Origin of the sequence: Pseudomonas sp. MPFS, from assembly GCF_022537035.1 — a bacterium.
Lineage (GTDB): Bacteria > Pseudomonadota > Gammaproteobacteria > Pseudomonadales > Pseudomonadaceae > Aquipseudomonas > Aquipseudomonas sessilinigenes.
The window spans coordinates 6,425,556-6,439,266 of the sequence record NZ_CP066123.1; the positions used below are offsets into that span (position 1 = coordinate 6,425,556).

Genomic DNA, 13,711 nt, shown 5'->3' on the forward strand with positions numbered 1-13,711 from the left:
GCTTTTTCGATAAGAAATACTTATGGATTTTAAGCAACTGCGTTACTTCGTCGCGGTGTATGAAGAAGGCCATGTAGGGCGTGCCGCCGAGCGTCTTTCGATCTCCCAACCGGCGCTCTCCCAGCAGATCCGCCAGCTGGAACAGCACCTGGATGTCAGTCTGTTCGAACGCAGTAGCAAGCGCCTGTTGCCGACCCTCGCCGCCCATACCCTGTACAACCACGCGCTGCCCCTGCTCGATGGCCTGCAACAGGCTCGCGAGGCCCTGCGCAACTTCAAGGGCCAGGCCCTGCGCACCCTGGCCATCGGCGTGCTGCAAACCGTGCACAGCAGCCTGGTACCACAAATGCTGGAACGGGTGCGCAAGGCCCAGCCACACCTGGTGGTGCAGATCTACGAATTGACCGGGCTGGAAATCGAACGGCGCCTGCTCAACGGTTCGCTGGACATCGGCATCAGCTATCTGCCACCGCGGCAACCGGGGCTGCATGGCGTTGCACTGTACGAAGACGAGCTGACCCTGGTCATCCCCGAGCAGCATCCCCTGCGCGAATTCAAGAAAGTATCCATGAGCCAGGCGGCCGAGCTACCGATGCTGTTGCTCGGGGAGGAATTCCAGATCCGCCAGATCTGGCAGGCACAACTGGCCAACCTGGGACGGCGTCCGCAGGTGCAAGCGGAATTGAATAATATGGCGGGGATTCTCGACAGCCTGCCTCATACCCGGCTGGCCACGGTCTTGCCGGGACGCTCCCAGCAGCAGCACGGCAACCGGGAATTGCTCTGGAAGCCCTTGAGCGAGCCCAGGGTGCCGCTGAAAGTCGGATTGGTGTGCCGTGACCTGCAGCGTCAGCAAGGAACGCTGGAATTGCTGCGTACGCTATTGGAGGACCCGCTGCATACCCAGGACGGACGCCTGGGTGGCCCGGCGCTGCCGGAAACCCTGGGCTGAAACAGCGAGAGGAAAAAATCCGGGCAAAAGAAAACCCCGCCGAAGCGGGGCTTTGCAGACTGTTTCCCTGACATCCATTTCACTCCACCATCCTGGCGGAATCCTACGTGTCCGTGTTGTTGCTTTGCGCTTCCTGCGCGACGTCCATGTAACGTAGATTAGCTGCACCCCTTATCCACCGATATGGGCGAACTGCAGCACGTGATGTAAGAGATGACTTACAGGCACTTTGCCCGATCAAAACTGCTCCGCAGGCAACAGGAACAGTGATTCGCTACCGGCCTTGACCGAAGCGCTCAGGGAATGAATACGCGGCAGCAGGCGAGCGAAGTAGAAACGCGCCGTTCCCAGCTTGCTGGCATAAAAATCATCGTCCTGCTCCTTGCCCAGGGCCGCCTTGGCCATCAGTGCCCACATGTAGGCATAGGCCGTGTAGCCGAATACCTGCAGGTACTCCACGGACGCTGCGCCAATCTCGTTGGAATTGGTCGCCGCGCGATCCAGCACCCAGGCGGTCAGCTCATCCAGGTTGTCCAGTGCCGCATTGAGCGGACGGACGAACTCACCCAGCGTGGCATCGGCGGTCGCGGTGAAGTGGCGGATCTCCTCGGCAAACAGCTTGTAGAACGCACCGCCGCTACCAACGATCTTGCGCCCTACCAGGTCCAGGGCCTGGATACCGTTGGTGCCCTCATAGATCTGGGTAATGCGCACGTCACGCACCAGTTGCTCCTGGCCCCACTCGCGGATGTAACCGTGGCCACCAAAAATCTGCTGGCCATGGACCGTGGTTTCCAGGCCCAGGTCCGTAAGGAATGCCTTGGCGACGGGGGTCAGCAGGGCCACCAGGCTCTCCGCACGCTTGCGGGTGTCGGTATCCTCGCTGAATTTGGCGGTATCCAGTTGCATCGCCACATAAGTGGAGAATGCCCGACCGCCTTCGTTGGCCGCTTTCATGGTCAGCAGCATGCGGCGCACGTCCGGGTGGACAATGATCGGATCGGCAGGCTTGTCCTTGGCTTGCGGGCCGGTCGGTGCACGGCTCTGCAGGCGGTCACGGGCGTACTCCACCGCGTTCTGGTAGGAACGCTCGCCAGTGGCCAGGCCCTGGATGCCCACCCCCAGGCGCTCGTAGTTCATCATGGTGAACATGGCCGCCAGGCCCTTGTTCGGCTCGCCCACCAGGTAACCCAGAGCCTGGTCGAAGTTCATCACACAGGTAGCGGAAGCCTGGATGCCCATCTTGTGCTCGATCGAACCGCAGCTCACCAGGTTGCGCTCGCCCAGGCTGCCATCGGCGTTGACCATGAACTTGGGCACCAGGAACAGCGAGATGCCCTTGGGACCAGCCGGTGCATCCGGCAGCTTGGCCAGCACCAGATGGATGATGTTTTCCGTCAGGTCGTGTTCGCCACCCGTGATGAAGATCTTGGTCCCGGTGATCGCATAGGCGCCATCGGCCCGTGGCTCGGCCTTGGTGCGGATGATCCCCAGGTCGGTGCCGGCGTGAGGCTCGGTCAGGCACATGGAACCGGCCCAGACACCGGCATACATGTTCGGCAGGTAAGTGGCCTTGAGCTCTTCGCTGGCGTGGGCGTTGATCGATAGGCACGCCCCGGCAGTCAGCATCGGGTACAGGCCGAACGCGAGGCTGGCGGAGTTGACCATTTCCTCGACCTGGGCCGATACCACCTTGGGCATGCCCATGCCACCGAACTCGGGATCACCACCGACCCCGACCCAGCCGCCCTCGGCGTAAGTCTGGTAGGCCTGTGGAAAACCTTCTGGAGTGGTGACCGCAGTATCGTTCCAGCGGCAGCCCTCTTCATCGCCACTGCGGCTCAGCGGGCCGATGCTCCTGGCGGTGACTTTGCCCGCTTCTTCCAGGATCGCCTCGACGGTCTCGGCATCCACCGTTTCTGCCAGCGCCGGCAACTGGCCCCAGAGTTTGTCGACCTCGAAGACTTCATTGAGGACGAAGCGCATATCGCGCAGGGGCGCTTTGTAGTCAGCCATGGCAAACCTCGCAAGATCTAAAGACAAGCGGGCCGGAGTGGGCCCATTTACGGAGAGTCGAGTGTACCCGAACAACTTTTGAGACACATAGGGTCATCTGGTGACCGCTCTGTAATTTTTAGTCAATAACTGGCAATAGCATGACAAGGCCGGCCGAGAGCGGGGCTTTTGACAGATGTGACCGTTTGTCTAACCGCTGAAAAGTGCTACCGGCAGACGGACCTTGGCCCTTGGCAGCAGTCGATGGAAATCAAGAAACGTGGGGGCCGGCCTGGCCAGCGCACGGTGGTGCTTGGCGCACCGGCATCGGCGTTTGCGGCAACAGGTCATTGCAACCTACTGCCGCCATCCAGGCCTGCCAATGATCGTACGGGCGCTGAATACGCCGCCATCACCTAACCTGCGGCCGCGTCCATCCGCACTGCGCCGCGCCGGTTCTGCCCAAAGGCCATCACGCAGTTACGCCCCGCGCCCTTGGCGCTATAGAGCGCCTGGTCGGCAGACTTGAGCACTTCCTCGGGAGTCCGGTGCTCCATCAGCCGCTCGGCAACGCCGATACTGATGGTCACCGACACGCTGGAAGCCCCTGCGGCGCCACGGCGCTGGCGACCTTGCTGGTCGTCCTGGGGACGATTTTCCTGGTTGCGCAGCTGGATGTTATAGCCGGCGATGATCTCGCGGATCATCTCCAGGTGCGGCATGCATTCATCCAGGCTCTTGCCGGCGAACACCACGGCGAACTCCTCGCCGCCATAACGATAGGCCCGGCCGCCACCGGTGACCTTCGACAACTTGCTGGCCACCAGGCGCAGCACCTGGTCACCCACGTCATGGCCATGGGTGTCGTTGAATTTCTTGAAGTGGTCGACGTCGGTCATGGCCAGCACGTAGTTGCGCCCCAGCCGCTGCATGCGTTCGTTCAGGGCTCGGCGCCCCGGCAGCCCGGTCAACTCATCGCGAAAGGCCATCTGGTAGGCCTCGTGGGCCACCGCAGAGGCAATCATCAACATCACCTGGCTGCACATGATGTTCAGGGTGAAGGGCAGGATGAACGTCTTGGGCAGCATCCAGAACAGCCCGAGCAAGCCCACCAGTTGTGCCGCATGCAGCGGCCGTGGGCTGCGCCAGTACTGGATCGCCAACAGCAGGAAGGCGGCGAAGAACACCGGATAGGACAACTGGATCAGGCTCATCCAGCTGCCATGCAGGGCTGGCCAGCGAATCTCTGCCAACCAGGCCAGCAGCGCCTGGGGATAACTTTGCTCCAGGCCCAGGGCCACGCTGCCGAAGGCGAGCAACACGGCGAAGCGCGCCACCATGTCCTGGAACAGATGCGTGCGCTCCTGCCAGGCAGCGAACAAACCGAACAACAAGGGCAGCAACAGGCAGCACAGGTGGAATACCACCGCGGCATCCTCACGGACCCGGCCATTGTCCCGGTAGAAGTCGGTCTGGGTATCGAGCAGGAAGTAGGCGATGTACACCGTGACCATCAGGAACAGCTCGCGCTGGCGTCGATACACCGCGCAATACGCCCCGCCGAGCAACAGCACCAGGGTCGGCAGCACGTTGAACAGCGAAGTGAAGAATACGTTGAGGTCCTTGACGTAGGCGGCCGCCAGCCCAGCAAGCAGAAGCAGTAAAGACGGAAGAAAGTGACTGAAACGTACAGCGGAAGAACGCGGCAAGGGTAAAACTCCAACCCGGCTTATCAGTAGATGGCATTGTGCCTTCATTGCAGAAGTTAAGCACATGCGATGTGACAGGCGTCACATTGCCACCTCTGTAACGGCAGGGAATCGCTTCAGCTTAGCGTTTTAGTCGGGAATTTTTACCGAAGGTCCGCAGATGCAAAAAAGCCGCTCGCCCCGAGGGGCGAGCGGCTTCGCAGTGGAGCCGGACAGGCTTAGTAAGCCAGGCCGAAATCCTCTTCCTTCATGTCCATCAGGTTGTTGGCGCCCGACAGCATGGTGGCGACATGAGTGCGAGTACGCGGCAGGATGCGCTGGAAGTAGAAGCGCGCGGTCTGCAGCTTGGCGGTGTAGAAGGCCTCTTCGGTGGTGCCGGCAGCCAGTTTCTCGGCCGCCAGGCGTGCCATGTCGGCCCAGAAGTAGGCCAGGCAGGCGTAGCCGGAGTACATCAGGTAGTCCACCGAAGCAGCACCGACTTCTTCACGGTCCTTCATCGCGGCCATGCCCACTTTCATAGTCAGCTCGCCCCATTCCTTGTTCAGTGCCGCCAGCGGTGCCACGAATTCCTTCACGGCTTCGTTGCCTTCGTTGTTCTGGCAGAACTTGTGGACGATCTTGGTGAAGCCCTTCAGCGCCTCGCCCTGGGTCATCAGCACCTTGCGGCCCAGCAGGTCCAGGGCCTGGATACCGGTGGTGCCTTCGTACAGCATCGAGATGCGGCTGTCGCGAACGTTCTGCTCCATGCCCCACTCGGCGATGAAACCGTGGCCACCGTAGATCTGCACGCCGTGGTTGGCGGATTCGAAGCCCACCTCGGTCATGAAGGCCTTGGCGATCGGGGTCATGAAGGCCAGCAGGGCATCGGCCTTTTTCTTCTCTTCTTCATCCACACCGTACTTGACGATGTCCACCTGCTTGGCGGTGAAGTAGACCATGGCGCGGTTGCCTTCGGCGAACGCCTTCATGGTCAGCAGCATGCGACGCACGTCCGGGTGCACGATGATCGGGTCGGCAGCCTTGTCCGGTGCTTTCGGGCCGGTCAGCGAGCGCATTTGCAGGCGGTCGCGAGCGTATTTCAGGCCACCCTGGAAACCGATCTCGGCGTGGGCCAGACCTTGCAGCGCGGTACCCAGGCGAGCGGTGTTCATGAAGGTGAACATGCAGTTCAGGCCTTTGTTCGCCGGGCCGATCAGGAAACCGGTGGCCGCGTCGAAGTTCATCACGCAGGTGGCGTTGCCGTGGATACCCATCTTGTGTTCCAGGGAACCGCAGCTCACGGCGTTACGCTGGCCGACAGAGCCATCGGCGTTGGGCAGGAACTTGGGCACGATGAACAGCGAGATACCCTTGGTGCCGGCCGGGGCGTCCGGCAGGCGAGCCAGCACGATGTGGACGATGTTGTCGGCCATATCGTGTTCACCGGCGGAGATGAAGATCTTGGTACCGGTGACTTTGTAGGAACCGTCGGCCTGAGGCTCGGCCTTGGTGCGCAGCATGCCCAGGTCGGTGCCGCAATGTGGCTCGGTCAGGCACATGGTGCCGGTCCACTCGCCGGTCACCAGCTTGGTCAGGTAGGCGTCTTGCTGCTCAGGCGTACCGTGGGCGGAAATAGTGTTCATCGCGCCATGGGACAGGCCTGGGTACATGCCCCACGACCAGTTGGCCTCGCCGACCATTTCGCTGACCGCCAGGCCCAGCGACTCAGGCAGGCCCTGGCCGCCGTGTTCGACGTCGTGGGCCAGGCTTGGCCAGCCGCCTTCGACGAACTGCTTGTAGGCTTCCTTGAAGCCGGTTGGGGTCTTAACGCCGGATTCACTCCAGGTGCAACCTTCCAGGTCGCCCACACGGTTCAGCGGCGCCAGCACCTGCTCACAAAACTTCGCACCTTCCTCGAGAATGGCGTCAACCATGTCCGGAGTGGCGTCCTGGCAAGCCGGGAGGCTCTGATAGTGCGCCTCATAACCAAGCAGCTCGTCACGAACGAAGCGAATATCACGCAAGGGGGCCTTGTAGTCAGGCATAGCGATAAACCTCTGCTGATGTAACCGGGAATGAACAACCGCGTTGAGTTTTTATAGCGGTCAAACAGTTGTTTGAAACATACGTTTACGCCCAAATCTTGTCAAGCGTCGGACAAATACCTTTCGTCATCGCCATGTAACACCCGCGTAGGCCAAGGCCCACGGCACTGCCATGAAGTGTAGAAGCCGGCTAGTCGGCAATCAGTCAGCGCAAGAATTCAGCCGAGGACATGGCATAAAGACAGGCATGAAAAAGCCCGGCCCCCGAAAACGGGGGCCGGGCTTCGACGAAAGGACAATCAGGCGTAGGTGTCGATCAGCGTACCGAGGGCTTCATCCGAGGCCTTGGCGACCTTGACGCCCAGTTCCACCTGGAACTTGCCGGCGGACATTTCCACCACGCTGCTGGCCACGTCCGACTCCTGGCTGCGGTCCACACCGCGCAGGCGGTTGACCTGAAGCTCCGACGACTGACTGCCCGCGGAGCGGTCGACAGCGGTGCTGGCAATCTGGCCAGCGGCTTGATCGACACGATTCTGCCCGGCCTGAATCGCGTTCAGCCCGGCGTAGAAAGCGCTGTTCCCGGAAATTTCCATGAGAGAACTCGACCTGGAAAATGAATGACGGGTGCCATTGAAGCAGACCCGTCAAGAAAACGCCCGTCAAAAACACTAATGGCCAAATGCCCTGCCATAGGCAAAATCTAGTCCAGCAGATCCAGTTGCAGGTGTTCGGCCACCGCCTCGGCCCCAGCCAGCCGGAGCCAGGGCACCTTACCCAGGCACGGCGCAGGAAGACGCTCGGCCAGGGTCGCCAGGTTCTCTTCCAGACGAGAGGTCTTCGGATCGACGATATTGGCCACCCAACCCGCCAGTTGCAGGCCGTCCCGGGCAATGGCTTCGGCAGTCAGCAAGGCATGGTTGATGCACCCCAGCCGCACCCCCACCACCAGGATCACCGGCAACCCCAGGGCCATGGCCAGGTCCGAGAGATTGTCCTGGCCCGCCAGGGGTACACGCCAACCACCTGCACCTTCGATCAGGGTGAAATCCGCGCCCTTGGCCAGGATGTGGCGCATGGGCAGCAACAATGACTGCACCGTCAATGCCACGCCCGCCTCGCGTGCGGCCAGGTGCGGAGCGATGGCCGGCTCGAAGGCGATCGGGTTGACCTCCTCATAGCTCAGCGGCAACGACGCCTGCGCTTGCAACGCCAAGGCATCGGCATTGCGCAGGCCCTTGGCCGTCAGCTCGCAACCGGACGCCACCGGCTTGCCCGCCGCCGTGCTCAGCCCGGCCAGGCGCGCGGCATGCAGCAGGCCAGCGGCGATGGTGGTCTTGCCCACCTCGGTGTCGGTGCCGGTGATGAAATAGGCAGGACTCATAGTGGTTTCTCCAATACGGCATGGACTACCTGGTAAGTCGCCGGCAGCCCCTTGGCCTGGCGAAAGCCCTCATAGGCCGCGATCAGCCCTGCGATCCGTGCCCGCCCAGTCAGGCCACCGGGGCGACCAGGATTGAGGTTGTGCGCGCCCAGGGCCTTGAGTTCATGGGTCAGGCTGCGCACGTCCGGGTAGTGCAGGACATGGGGTACCCGCTCCAGGCTCCGCACTCGCAAACCGCTGGCGTCGCACAATTGGCGATAGCGCTCGAACTCGCGAAAGCGATTGACGTGCACCTGCCCATCCAACTGTGCCCAGCTCTCGCGCAGCTCGTGCAAGGTGCCCACGCACAGGCTGGCGAAGGCCAGCACACCACCGGGCTTGAGGACTCGTCGCGCCTCGCTGAGCACCGCGGCGAAATCAGCGCACCACTGCACCGCCAGGCTGGAAAAGATCAACTCACAGCTGTCCGCCCGCAACGGCAGGCGCTCGGCGTCTCCCGCTATAAAATGCTCAGCGCCGCCCAGGGGCCTGGCATGCTCGAGCATACCCTCGGCAATATCCAGGGCCAGGCCCTGGCCATCAGGAAAGCGTGCGCCCAACGCCCGGCTGAAGTGCCCGGTGCCGCACCCCATGTCCAGCCAGCGTGCAGGGGCCCAGCCAATGGGCAAGCGCTCCAGCAATTGCTGGCCAACCGCTCGTTGCAACTCGGCAACGCTGTCATAGCTGGCAGCGGCACGGGAGAACGAGGCCGCAACCCGGCGCTTGTCAGGCAGGCCTGTAGGTGGGACGGGAACAGACAGGTCAGTCATCGCCGGACTCATGCAAGAAAGCCTGGATCGCACCCGCCACTCCATGGGGGTCCTCCAGGAGAAAACCATGGCTGGCCTGTTCAATCAGGCCAACCTCTACATCCGGCAACAATGCCAGCAACTCACTCGCCGCCTCGGCAGGCACCAGGCCATCGAGCCCGGCGAACAGATGCAACTGCGGCCCACGAAAACCCTGCAAGGCCTCACGGGTGTCGAGCTGCGCCAGCAACTCCAGGCCAGCCATCAACACCTCGGGCTGGGTGACCGGCGCGCCACCGAGCAGCAACCGGGACAAACCTCGCGGATCGCCAGCACCCTGGGCGCAAAGCAGCGAGAAGCGCTTGAGGGTGGCACGCGGATCGCCAGCGCAGCCCGCCAGGAACCCATCGAAGGTCTCCCCGGCCATCGCGCTGGCCCAGTGCTCATGGGCGACAAAACTGGGATTGCTGGCCAGGGTCAGCAGGCCGCAACAACGCTCGCCACGCCGTGCGGCCAACTCCGAGGCGAGCATGCCTCCCAAGGACCAGCCGCCCAGCCAGGCGTTATCGGGCAGGGCGTCATCGAGCTCATCCAGCCAGTCCGCCGGGTCGCTGGATACCAGTTCCGGCAACGGCTCGATCTCCACCCTCAGGTGCTCATCCAATCCTTGCAAGGCCGCTGCCAGGGGCTCCAGGGGTGACACGCCCAGGCCCCAGCCGGGCAACAGAATCAGTCGATCACGCATGGCTCGGTCCCGCCTGCCGTTCACTGAAGCAATCTGCCAATACGTCTAACAATAGCTGTACCTGACTTTCGCTGTGAGCGGCGGACAAGGTCACCCGCAACCGCGCGCTGCCGGCCGGGACCGTCGGCGGGCGAATGGCGGTGACCAGGATCCCGCGCTCGCGCAGCCTCTGCGACAGGCGCATGGCCCGGGCGCTGTCGCCGACCAGGATGGGCTGGATCGGAGTGAAGCTGTCCATCAGCGCCAGGCCGATCTGCTCGGCGCCCCGGCGGAACTGGCGGACCAGGCTCGCCAGGTGCTCGCGGCGCCAGTGTTCGCTGCGCAGTAGCTCCAGGCTCTTCAAGGTGGCACAGGCCAACGCTGGTGGCTGGCTGGTGGTATAGATGTAGGGCCGGGCGAACTGGATCAGGCTCTCGATCAATTCCTCGCTCCCTGCGACAAAGGCCCCAGCGGTTCCGAAAGCCTTGCCCAGGGTCCCCACCAGCACCGGCACCTCATCCAGGCCCAGGCCGTAATGTTCTACCAGGCCCGCGCCGTTGGCACCCAGGGGACCGAAGCCATGGGCGTCGTCCACCATCAGCCAGGCGCCTCGGGCCTTGGTTTCACGGGCCAGGACCGGCAGGTCGGCCACATCGCCATCCATGCTGAATACCCCGTCGGTGACCACCAGGGTATTGCCGGTAGCCTTTTCCAGGCGCTTGGCCAGGCTGGCCGGATCGTTGTGCAGGTAGCGGTTGAAACGCGCGCCACTGAGCAGCCCGGCATCCAGCAGCGAAGCATGGTTGAGACGGTCTTCCAGCACCGTGTCGCCCTGCCCCACCAGGGCCGTGACCGCCCCGAGATTGGCCATGTAGCCGGTACTGAACAGCAACGCCCGAGGGCGGCCGGTGAGTTCTGCCAAGGCCTCTTCGAGGGCGTGATGCGGGCCGCTATGGCCCACCACCAAGTGCGAGGCGCCACCGCCCACGCCCCAGCGACTGGCACCGGCGCGCCAGGCTTCGATCACTTGCGGATGATTGGCCAGGCCCAGGTAGTCGTTGTTGCAGAACGCCAGCAATGGCTGGCCGTCGACCACCACTTGCGGCCCCTGGGGGCTATCGAGCAGGGGACGCTGGCGATACAGGTGTTCGGCACGGCGCGCAGCGAGGCGCGCGGCAAGATCAAAAGACATGCAGGCCTCGATGATCAAAAGATGAGCCGTCGCCTCTGCCCCTGGCCGCGACAGGTGTACGAGATCGGGATGCACTCCTGATCCTCGCCCCCTTTCGGGTCGGTCGCGGCCTGTGGCAGCGGGCTACGGGTGGTCGGTCGCTCAGACGACAGCGTTGTAGAACTGCTCGCTGCTCTTTTGCTCCACCAGGGCCTGTTCGATGGCCGCCTGGTGCACTTCATCGGCATGCTCTTCGCGCGCTTCGGGCTGGATACCCAGGCGGGCGAACAGCTGCATGTCCTTGTCGGCCTGCGGATTGGCGGTGGTCAGCAACTTGTCGCCATAGAAAATCGAGTTGGCGCCGGCGAAGAAGGCCAGGGCCTGCATCTGCTCGTTCATGGCCTCACGGCCAGCGGAGAGGCGCACATGGGATTGCGGCATGAGAATCCGCGCCACGGCGAGCATGCGGATGAAGTCGAACGGGTCAACGTCATCGGCATTTTCCAACGGCGTACCGGCCACTTTCACCAGCATGTTGATCGGCACCGACTCCGGGTGCTCCGGCAGGTTGGCCAGCTGGATCAACAGCCCGGCACGGTCGTCCAGGGACTCGCCCATGCCCAGGATGCCGCCGGAACAGATCTTCATCCCGGCATCGCGCACATAGGCCAGGGTCTGCAGGCGTTCGCTATAGGTGCGGGTGGTGATGATGCTGCCGTAGAACTCCGGCGAGGTGTCCAGGTTGTGGTTGTAGTAGTCCAGGCCAGCCTGGGCCAGGGCCTCGGTCTGCTCCTGGTCGAGCTTGCCCAGGGTCATGCAGGTCTCCAGGCCCATGGCCTTGACCCCTTTGACCATCTCCAGCACGTAGGGCATGTCCTTGGCGGAAGGATGCTTCCAGGCCGCGCCCATGCAAAAGCGCGTGGAGCCGATGGCCTTGGCCCGGGCAGCCTCTTCCAGGACCTTCTGCACTTCCAGGAGCTTTTCCTTTTCCAGGCCGGTGTTGTAGTGACCGGACTGCGGACAATATTTGCAATCTTCCGGGCAAGCGCCGGTCTTGATCGACAGCAGGGTGGAAACCTGGACCCGATTGGCATCGAAATGCGCGCGGTGCACCGTCTGCGCCTGGAACAGCAAGTCGTTGAACGGCTGGGTGAACAGGGCTTTGACTTCAGCCAAAGTCCAGTCATGACGCAAGGTGGCGGTGGTGCTGGCGCTCATGGGCGGTTCCTTGATTATGCTTGGCAGGCGGTGCGGGACAGGGAAAGTCCACAGCCGCAACACGGATGTTCGGCATATTTAAGGAAGCCGCCATGCACTGTCAACCAGAAAGAAAACTACCGGTTTACATCTGGCTAAAAAACAAACAAACCTGTTTGCTCTGCGACGAACCCAGCGATTCAGCCATGGCCCTGTGCACGCCCTGCTTGCACGACCTGCCCTGGCTCGGGGCCCAGTGCCCGGTCTGCGCCCTGCCGTTGCCGGTCGCGGGATCGACCTGCGGCCAATGCCTGCAACGACCTCCGGCGTTCACCAAGGTCATCGCCCCTTGGCGCTACGACTTCCCGATAGACAGCCTGGTCAGCCGCTTCAAACACCATGAAAAGTGGCCTTTTGGCCGCCTGATGGCCGAGCTTCTCGGGCAGTTCCTGCATTATCGTTTCGACGAGGGGTTACCCCGGCCGGACTGCCTGGTGCCGGTGCCACTGTCCCGGCGCCGCCTGCGCCAGCGCGGTTTCAACCAGGCCGGCATGCTGGCCCACTGGTTGGGTCGGCAACTGCAACTACCGGTCGAGCCACAGTGGGTCCGGCGCACCCAGGACACGCCTGCACAACAAGGCCTGGGGGCACGGGCTCGCCAGGGTAACTTGCGCCGGGCGTTCACCCTGGCAAGCGATGCCCAGGTCAGGGGCCGGCACCTGGCGCTGGTGGACGACGTCCTGACCACCGGCGCCACCGCCCAGGCCCTGGCTCGACTGCTACTGGCAGCCGGAGCCCGCCAGGTGGACGTCTATTGCCTGGCCCGTACTCCCAGGCCCGAGGCCCCGGACTGACTTGACTCTCGTCGCTCAAGCCGCAAACTCCCAGTCCATCTTCCGTGCCCGAAGCGTCCCAGCCATGTCCCTGCCCACCCTGTTGACCCAACACATCGCCCGTCGCCCGCAGCGCATCGCGCTGTTGCAGCACATCGCCGAGCAGGGCTCCATCACCCGTGCAGCGAAAAGTGCCGGCCTGAGCTACAAGGCGGCCTGGGACGCCATCGACGAGCTCAACAACCTGGCCCAGAACCCGCTGGTGGAGCGCAGCGTTGGCGGCAAGGGCGGTGGCGGCGCCAGGCTGTCCGCCGAAGGTGAACGGGTCTTGCGCCTCTATCAGCGCCTGCAGGTGCTGCAGGCCCAGGTATTGGAAGCGGCTGAAGACGCCAGCGATTTCGACCTGCTGGGGCGCTTGATGCTACGCACCAGTGCGCGCAACCAGTTGCACGGCAAGGTCCATGAAATTGTCCCGCAGGGTTGCAACGACCTGCTCAGCCTGGAACTGCCCGACGGGGTCCAGCTCAAGGCGCAGATCACCCACGACAGCACCCAGCGCCTGGAACTGGCCCCCGGCACCGAGGTCGTGGCCCTGATCAAGGCGGGATGGCTGGACGTGCAGGCCGTCGGGGCCCCGGTAACAACTGGACACAATTGCCTCACAGGCACCATCGAGCGAGTTCTCGATGCCGAGGACGGCCCTTGCGAAGTCCGGATCGCCCTGCCCAATGGCCAGGTTCTCTGTGCCCTGGCCGAGCCGCTGCTGTTGAAAACCCTGGGGCTGGCGCAAGACCGGCCGGTCCAGGTGCAGTTCTCCCCCTCCCATGTGCTCCTGGGAACTCCGCTCTGACCCTGGCCCCAAGCTCCCGGACGCCCCTTTTCAAGGTCTTGGGCCTGCAACAAATTCGTCATCGGTGCTCATTAAGGTGGCTGC

At 63.0% G+C, this 13,711-nt stretch carries 12 protein-coding genes; 3 read left to right on the plus strand and 9 right to left on the minus strand.

The window, feature by feature from the left end; genetic code table 11:
- Nucleotides 1-22: 22 nt before the first annotated feature.
- Nucleotides 23-952, plus strand: a complete 930-nt coding sequence (locus tag I9018_RS29565) for a LysR family transcriptional regulator (RefSeq protein ID WP_241108167.1) — start codon at nucleotides 23-25, stop codon at nucleotides 950-952.
- Nucleotides 953-1,189: 237 nt separating this feature from the next.
- Here I9018_RS29565 and I9018_RS29570 read toward each other — a convergent pair whose 3' ends face one another.
- The 9 genes from I9018_RS29570 to bioB all read right to left on the minus strand — a co-directional run bounded on the left by I9018_RS29570 (nucleotide 1,190) and on the right by bioB (nucleotide 11,965).
- Nucleotides 1,190-2,968, minus strand: a complete 1,779-nt coding sequence (locus I9018_RS29570) for an acyl-CoA dehydrogenase C-terminal domain-containing protein (protein WP_241108168.1) — start codon at nucleotides 2,966-2,968, stop codon at nucleotides 1,190-1,192.
- Nucleotides 2,969-3,363: 395 nt separating this feature from the next.
- Nucleotides 3,364-4,656 carry a GGDEF domain-containing protein gene (locus I9018_RS29575; protein WP_068575639.1) on the minus strand — a complete coding sequence of 431 codons (1,293 nt, stop codon included), beginning with the start codon at nucleotides 4,654-4,656 and terminating at the stop codon, nucleotides 3,364-3,366.
- A 218-nt stretch (nucleotides 4,657-4,874) separates the two neighbouring features.
- The gene (locus I9018_RS29580; protein WP_053137672.1) at nucleotides 4,875-6,680 is read right to left on the minus strand and encodes a phenylacyl-CoA dehydrogenase; all 1,806 of its coding nucleotides are present in this window, start codon (nucleotides 6,678-6,680) and stop codon (nucleotides 4,875-4,877) included.
- Nucleotides 6,681-6,979: 299 nt separating this feature from the next.
- On the minus strand, nucleotides 6,980-7,276 hold the full coding sequence (locus I9018_RS29585) for a pyrroloquinoline quinone biosynthesis protein PqqE (protein ID WP_068575641.1): 297 nt from the start codon (nucleotides 7,274-7,276) through the stop codon (nucleotides 6,980-6,982).
- A 107-nt stretch (nucleotides 7,277-7,383) separates the two neighbouring features.
- Nucleotides 7,384-8,064 carry a dethiobiotin synthase gene (bioD, locus tag I9018_RS29590; RefSeq protein WP_124347229.1) on the minus strand — a complete coding sequence of 227 codons (681 nt, stop codon included), beginning with the start codon at nucleotides 8,062-8,064 and terminating at the stop codon, nucleotides 7,384-7,386.
- Nucleotides 8,061-8,873, minus strand: coding sequence for a malonyl-ACP O-methyltransferase BioC (gene bioC, locus I9018_RS29595; protein ID WP_241108169.1), 813 nt, complete (start codon nucleotides 8,871-8,873; stop codon nucleotides 8,061-8,063). The genes bioD and bioC overlap by 4 nt, the downstream gene beginning before the upstream one ends.
- On the minus strand, nucleotides 8,866-9,597 hold the full coding sequence (locus tag I9018_RS29600; protein ID WP_068575648.1) for an alpha/beta fold hydrolase: 732 nt from the start codon (nucleotides 9,595-9,597) through the stop codon (nucleotides 8,866-8,868). The genes bioC and I9018_RS29600 overlap by 8 nt, the downstream gene beginning before the upstream one ends.
- Nucleotides 9,590-10,768 (minus strand): 8-amino-7-oxononanoate synthase, encoded by a 1,179-nt coding sequence (bioF, locus tag I9018_RS29605; protein ID WP_241108170.1) that lies wholly within the window; start codon nucleotides 10,766-10,768, stop codon nucleotides 9,590-9,592. The genes I9018_RS29600 and bioF overlap by 8 nt, the downstream gene beginning before the upstream one ends.
- Before the next feature lie 141 nt (nucleotides 10,769-10,909).
- A complete protein-coding gene (gene bioB / locus I9018_RS29610) occupies nucleotides 10,910-11,965 on the minus strand; it encodes a biotin synthase BioB (RefSeq protein ID WP_068575651.1) in 1,056 nt (351 codons plus the stop codon).
- Nucleotides 11,966-12,057: 92 nt separating this feature from the next.
- Here bioB and I9018_RS29615 point away from each other — a divergent pair, with 92 nt between their 5' ends.
- Together I9018_RS29615 and I9018_RS29620 are read left to right on the plus strand one after the other, a co-directional pair.
- Nucleotides 12,058-12,798 carry a ComF family protein gene (locus tag I9018_RS29615; protein ID WP_241108171.1) on the plus strand — a complete coding sequence of 247 codons (741 nt, stop codon included), beginning with the start codon at nucleotides 12,058-12,060 and terminating at the stop codon, nucleotides 12,796-12,798.
- A 64-nt stretch (nucleotides 12,799-12,862) separates the two neighbouring features.
- Nucleotides 12,863-13,627, plus strand: coding sequence for a TOBE domain-containing protein (locus I9018_RS29620; RefSeq protein WP_241108172.1), 765 nt, complete (start codon nucleotides 12,863-12,865; stop codon nucleotides 13,625-13,627).
- Nucleotides 13,628-13,711 lie beyond the last annotated feature (84 nt).

Bases quoted from the DNA above. Each gene is read 5' to 3' on its own strand.
- I9018_RS29565 (WP_241108167.1), top strand. From the start codon at position 23: ATGGATTTTAAGCAACTGCGTTACTTCGTCGCGGTGTATGAAGAAGGC.
- I9018_RS29570 (WP_241108168.1), bottom strand. From the start codon at position 2,968: ATGGCTGACTACAAAGCGCCCCTGCGCGATATGCGCTTCGTCCTCAAT.
- I9018_RS29580 (WP_053137672.1), bottom strand. From the start codon at position 6,680: ATGCCTGACTACAAGGCCCCCTTGCGTGATATTCGCTTCGTTCGTGAC.
- I9018_RS29585 (WP_068575641.1), bottom strand. From the start codon at position 7,276: ATGGAAATTTCCGGGAACAGCGCTTTCTACGCCGGGCTGAACGCGATT.
- bioD (WP_124347229.1), bottom strand. From the start codon at position 8,064: ATGAGTCCTGCCTATTTCATCACCGGCACCGACACCGAGGTGGGCAAG.
- bioC (WP_241108169.1), bottom strand. From the start codon at position 8,873: ATGACTGACCTGTCTGTTCCCGTCCCACCTACAGGCCTGCCTGACAAG.
- I9018_RS29600 (WP_068575648.1), bottom strand. From the start codon at position 9,597: ATGCGTGATCGACTGATTCTGTTGCCCGGCTGGGGCCTGGGCGTGTCA.
- bioF (WP_241108170.1), bottom strand. From the start codon at position 10,768: ATGTCTTTTGATCTTGCCGCGCGCCTCGCTGCGCGCCGTGCCGAACAC.
- bioB (WP_068575651.1), bottom strand. From the start codon at position 11,965: ATGAGCGCCAGCACCACCGCCACCTTGCGTCATGACTGGACTTTGGCT.
- I9018_RS29615 (WP_241108171.1), top strand. From the start codon at position 12,058: ATGCACTGTCAACCAGAAAGAAAACTACCGGTTTACATCTGGCTAAAA.
- I9018_RS29620 (WP_241108172.1), top strand. From the start codon at position 12,863: ATGTCCCTGCCCACCCTGTTGACCCAACACATCGCCCGTCGCCCGCAG.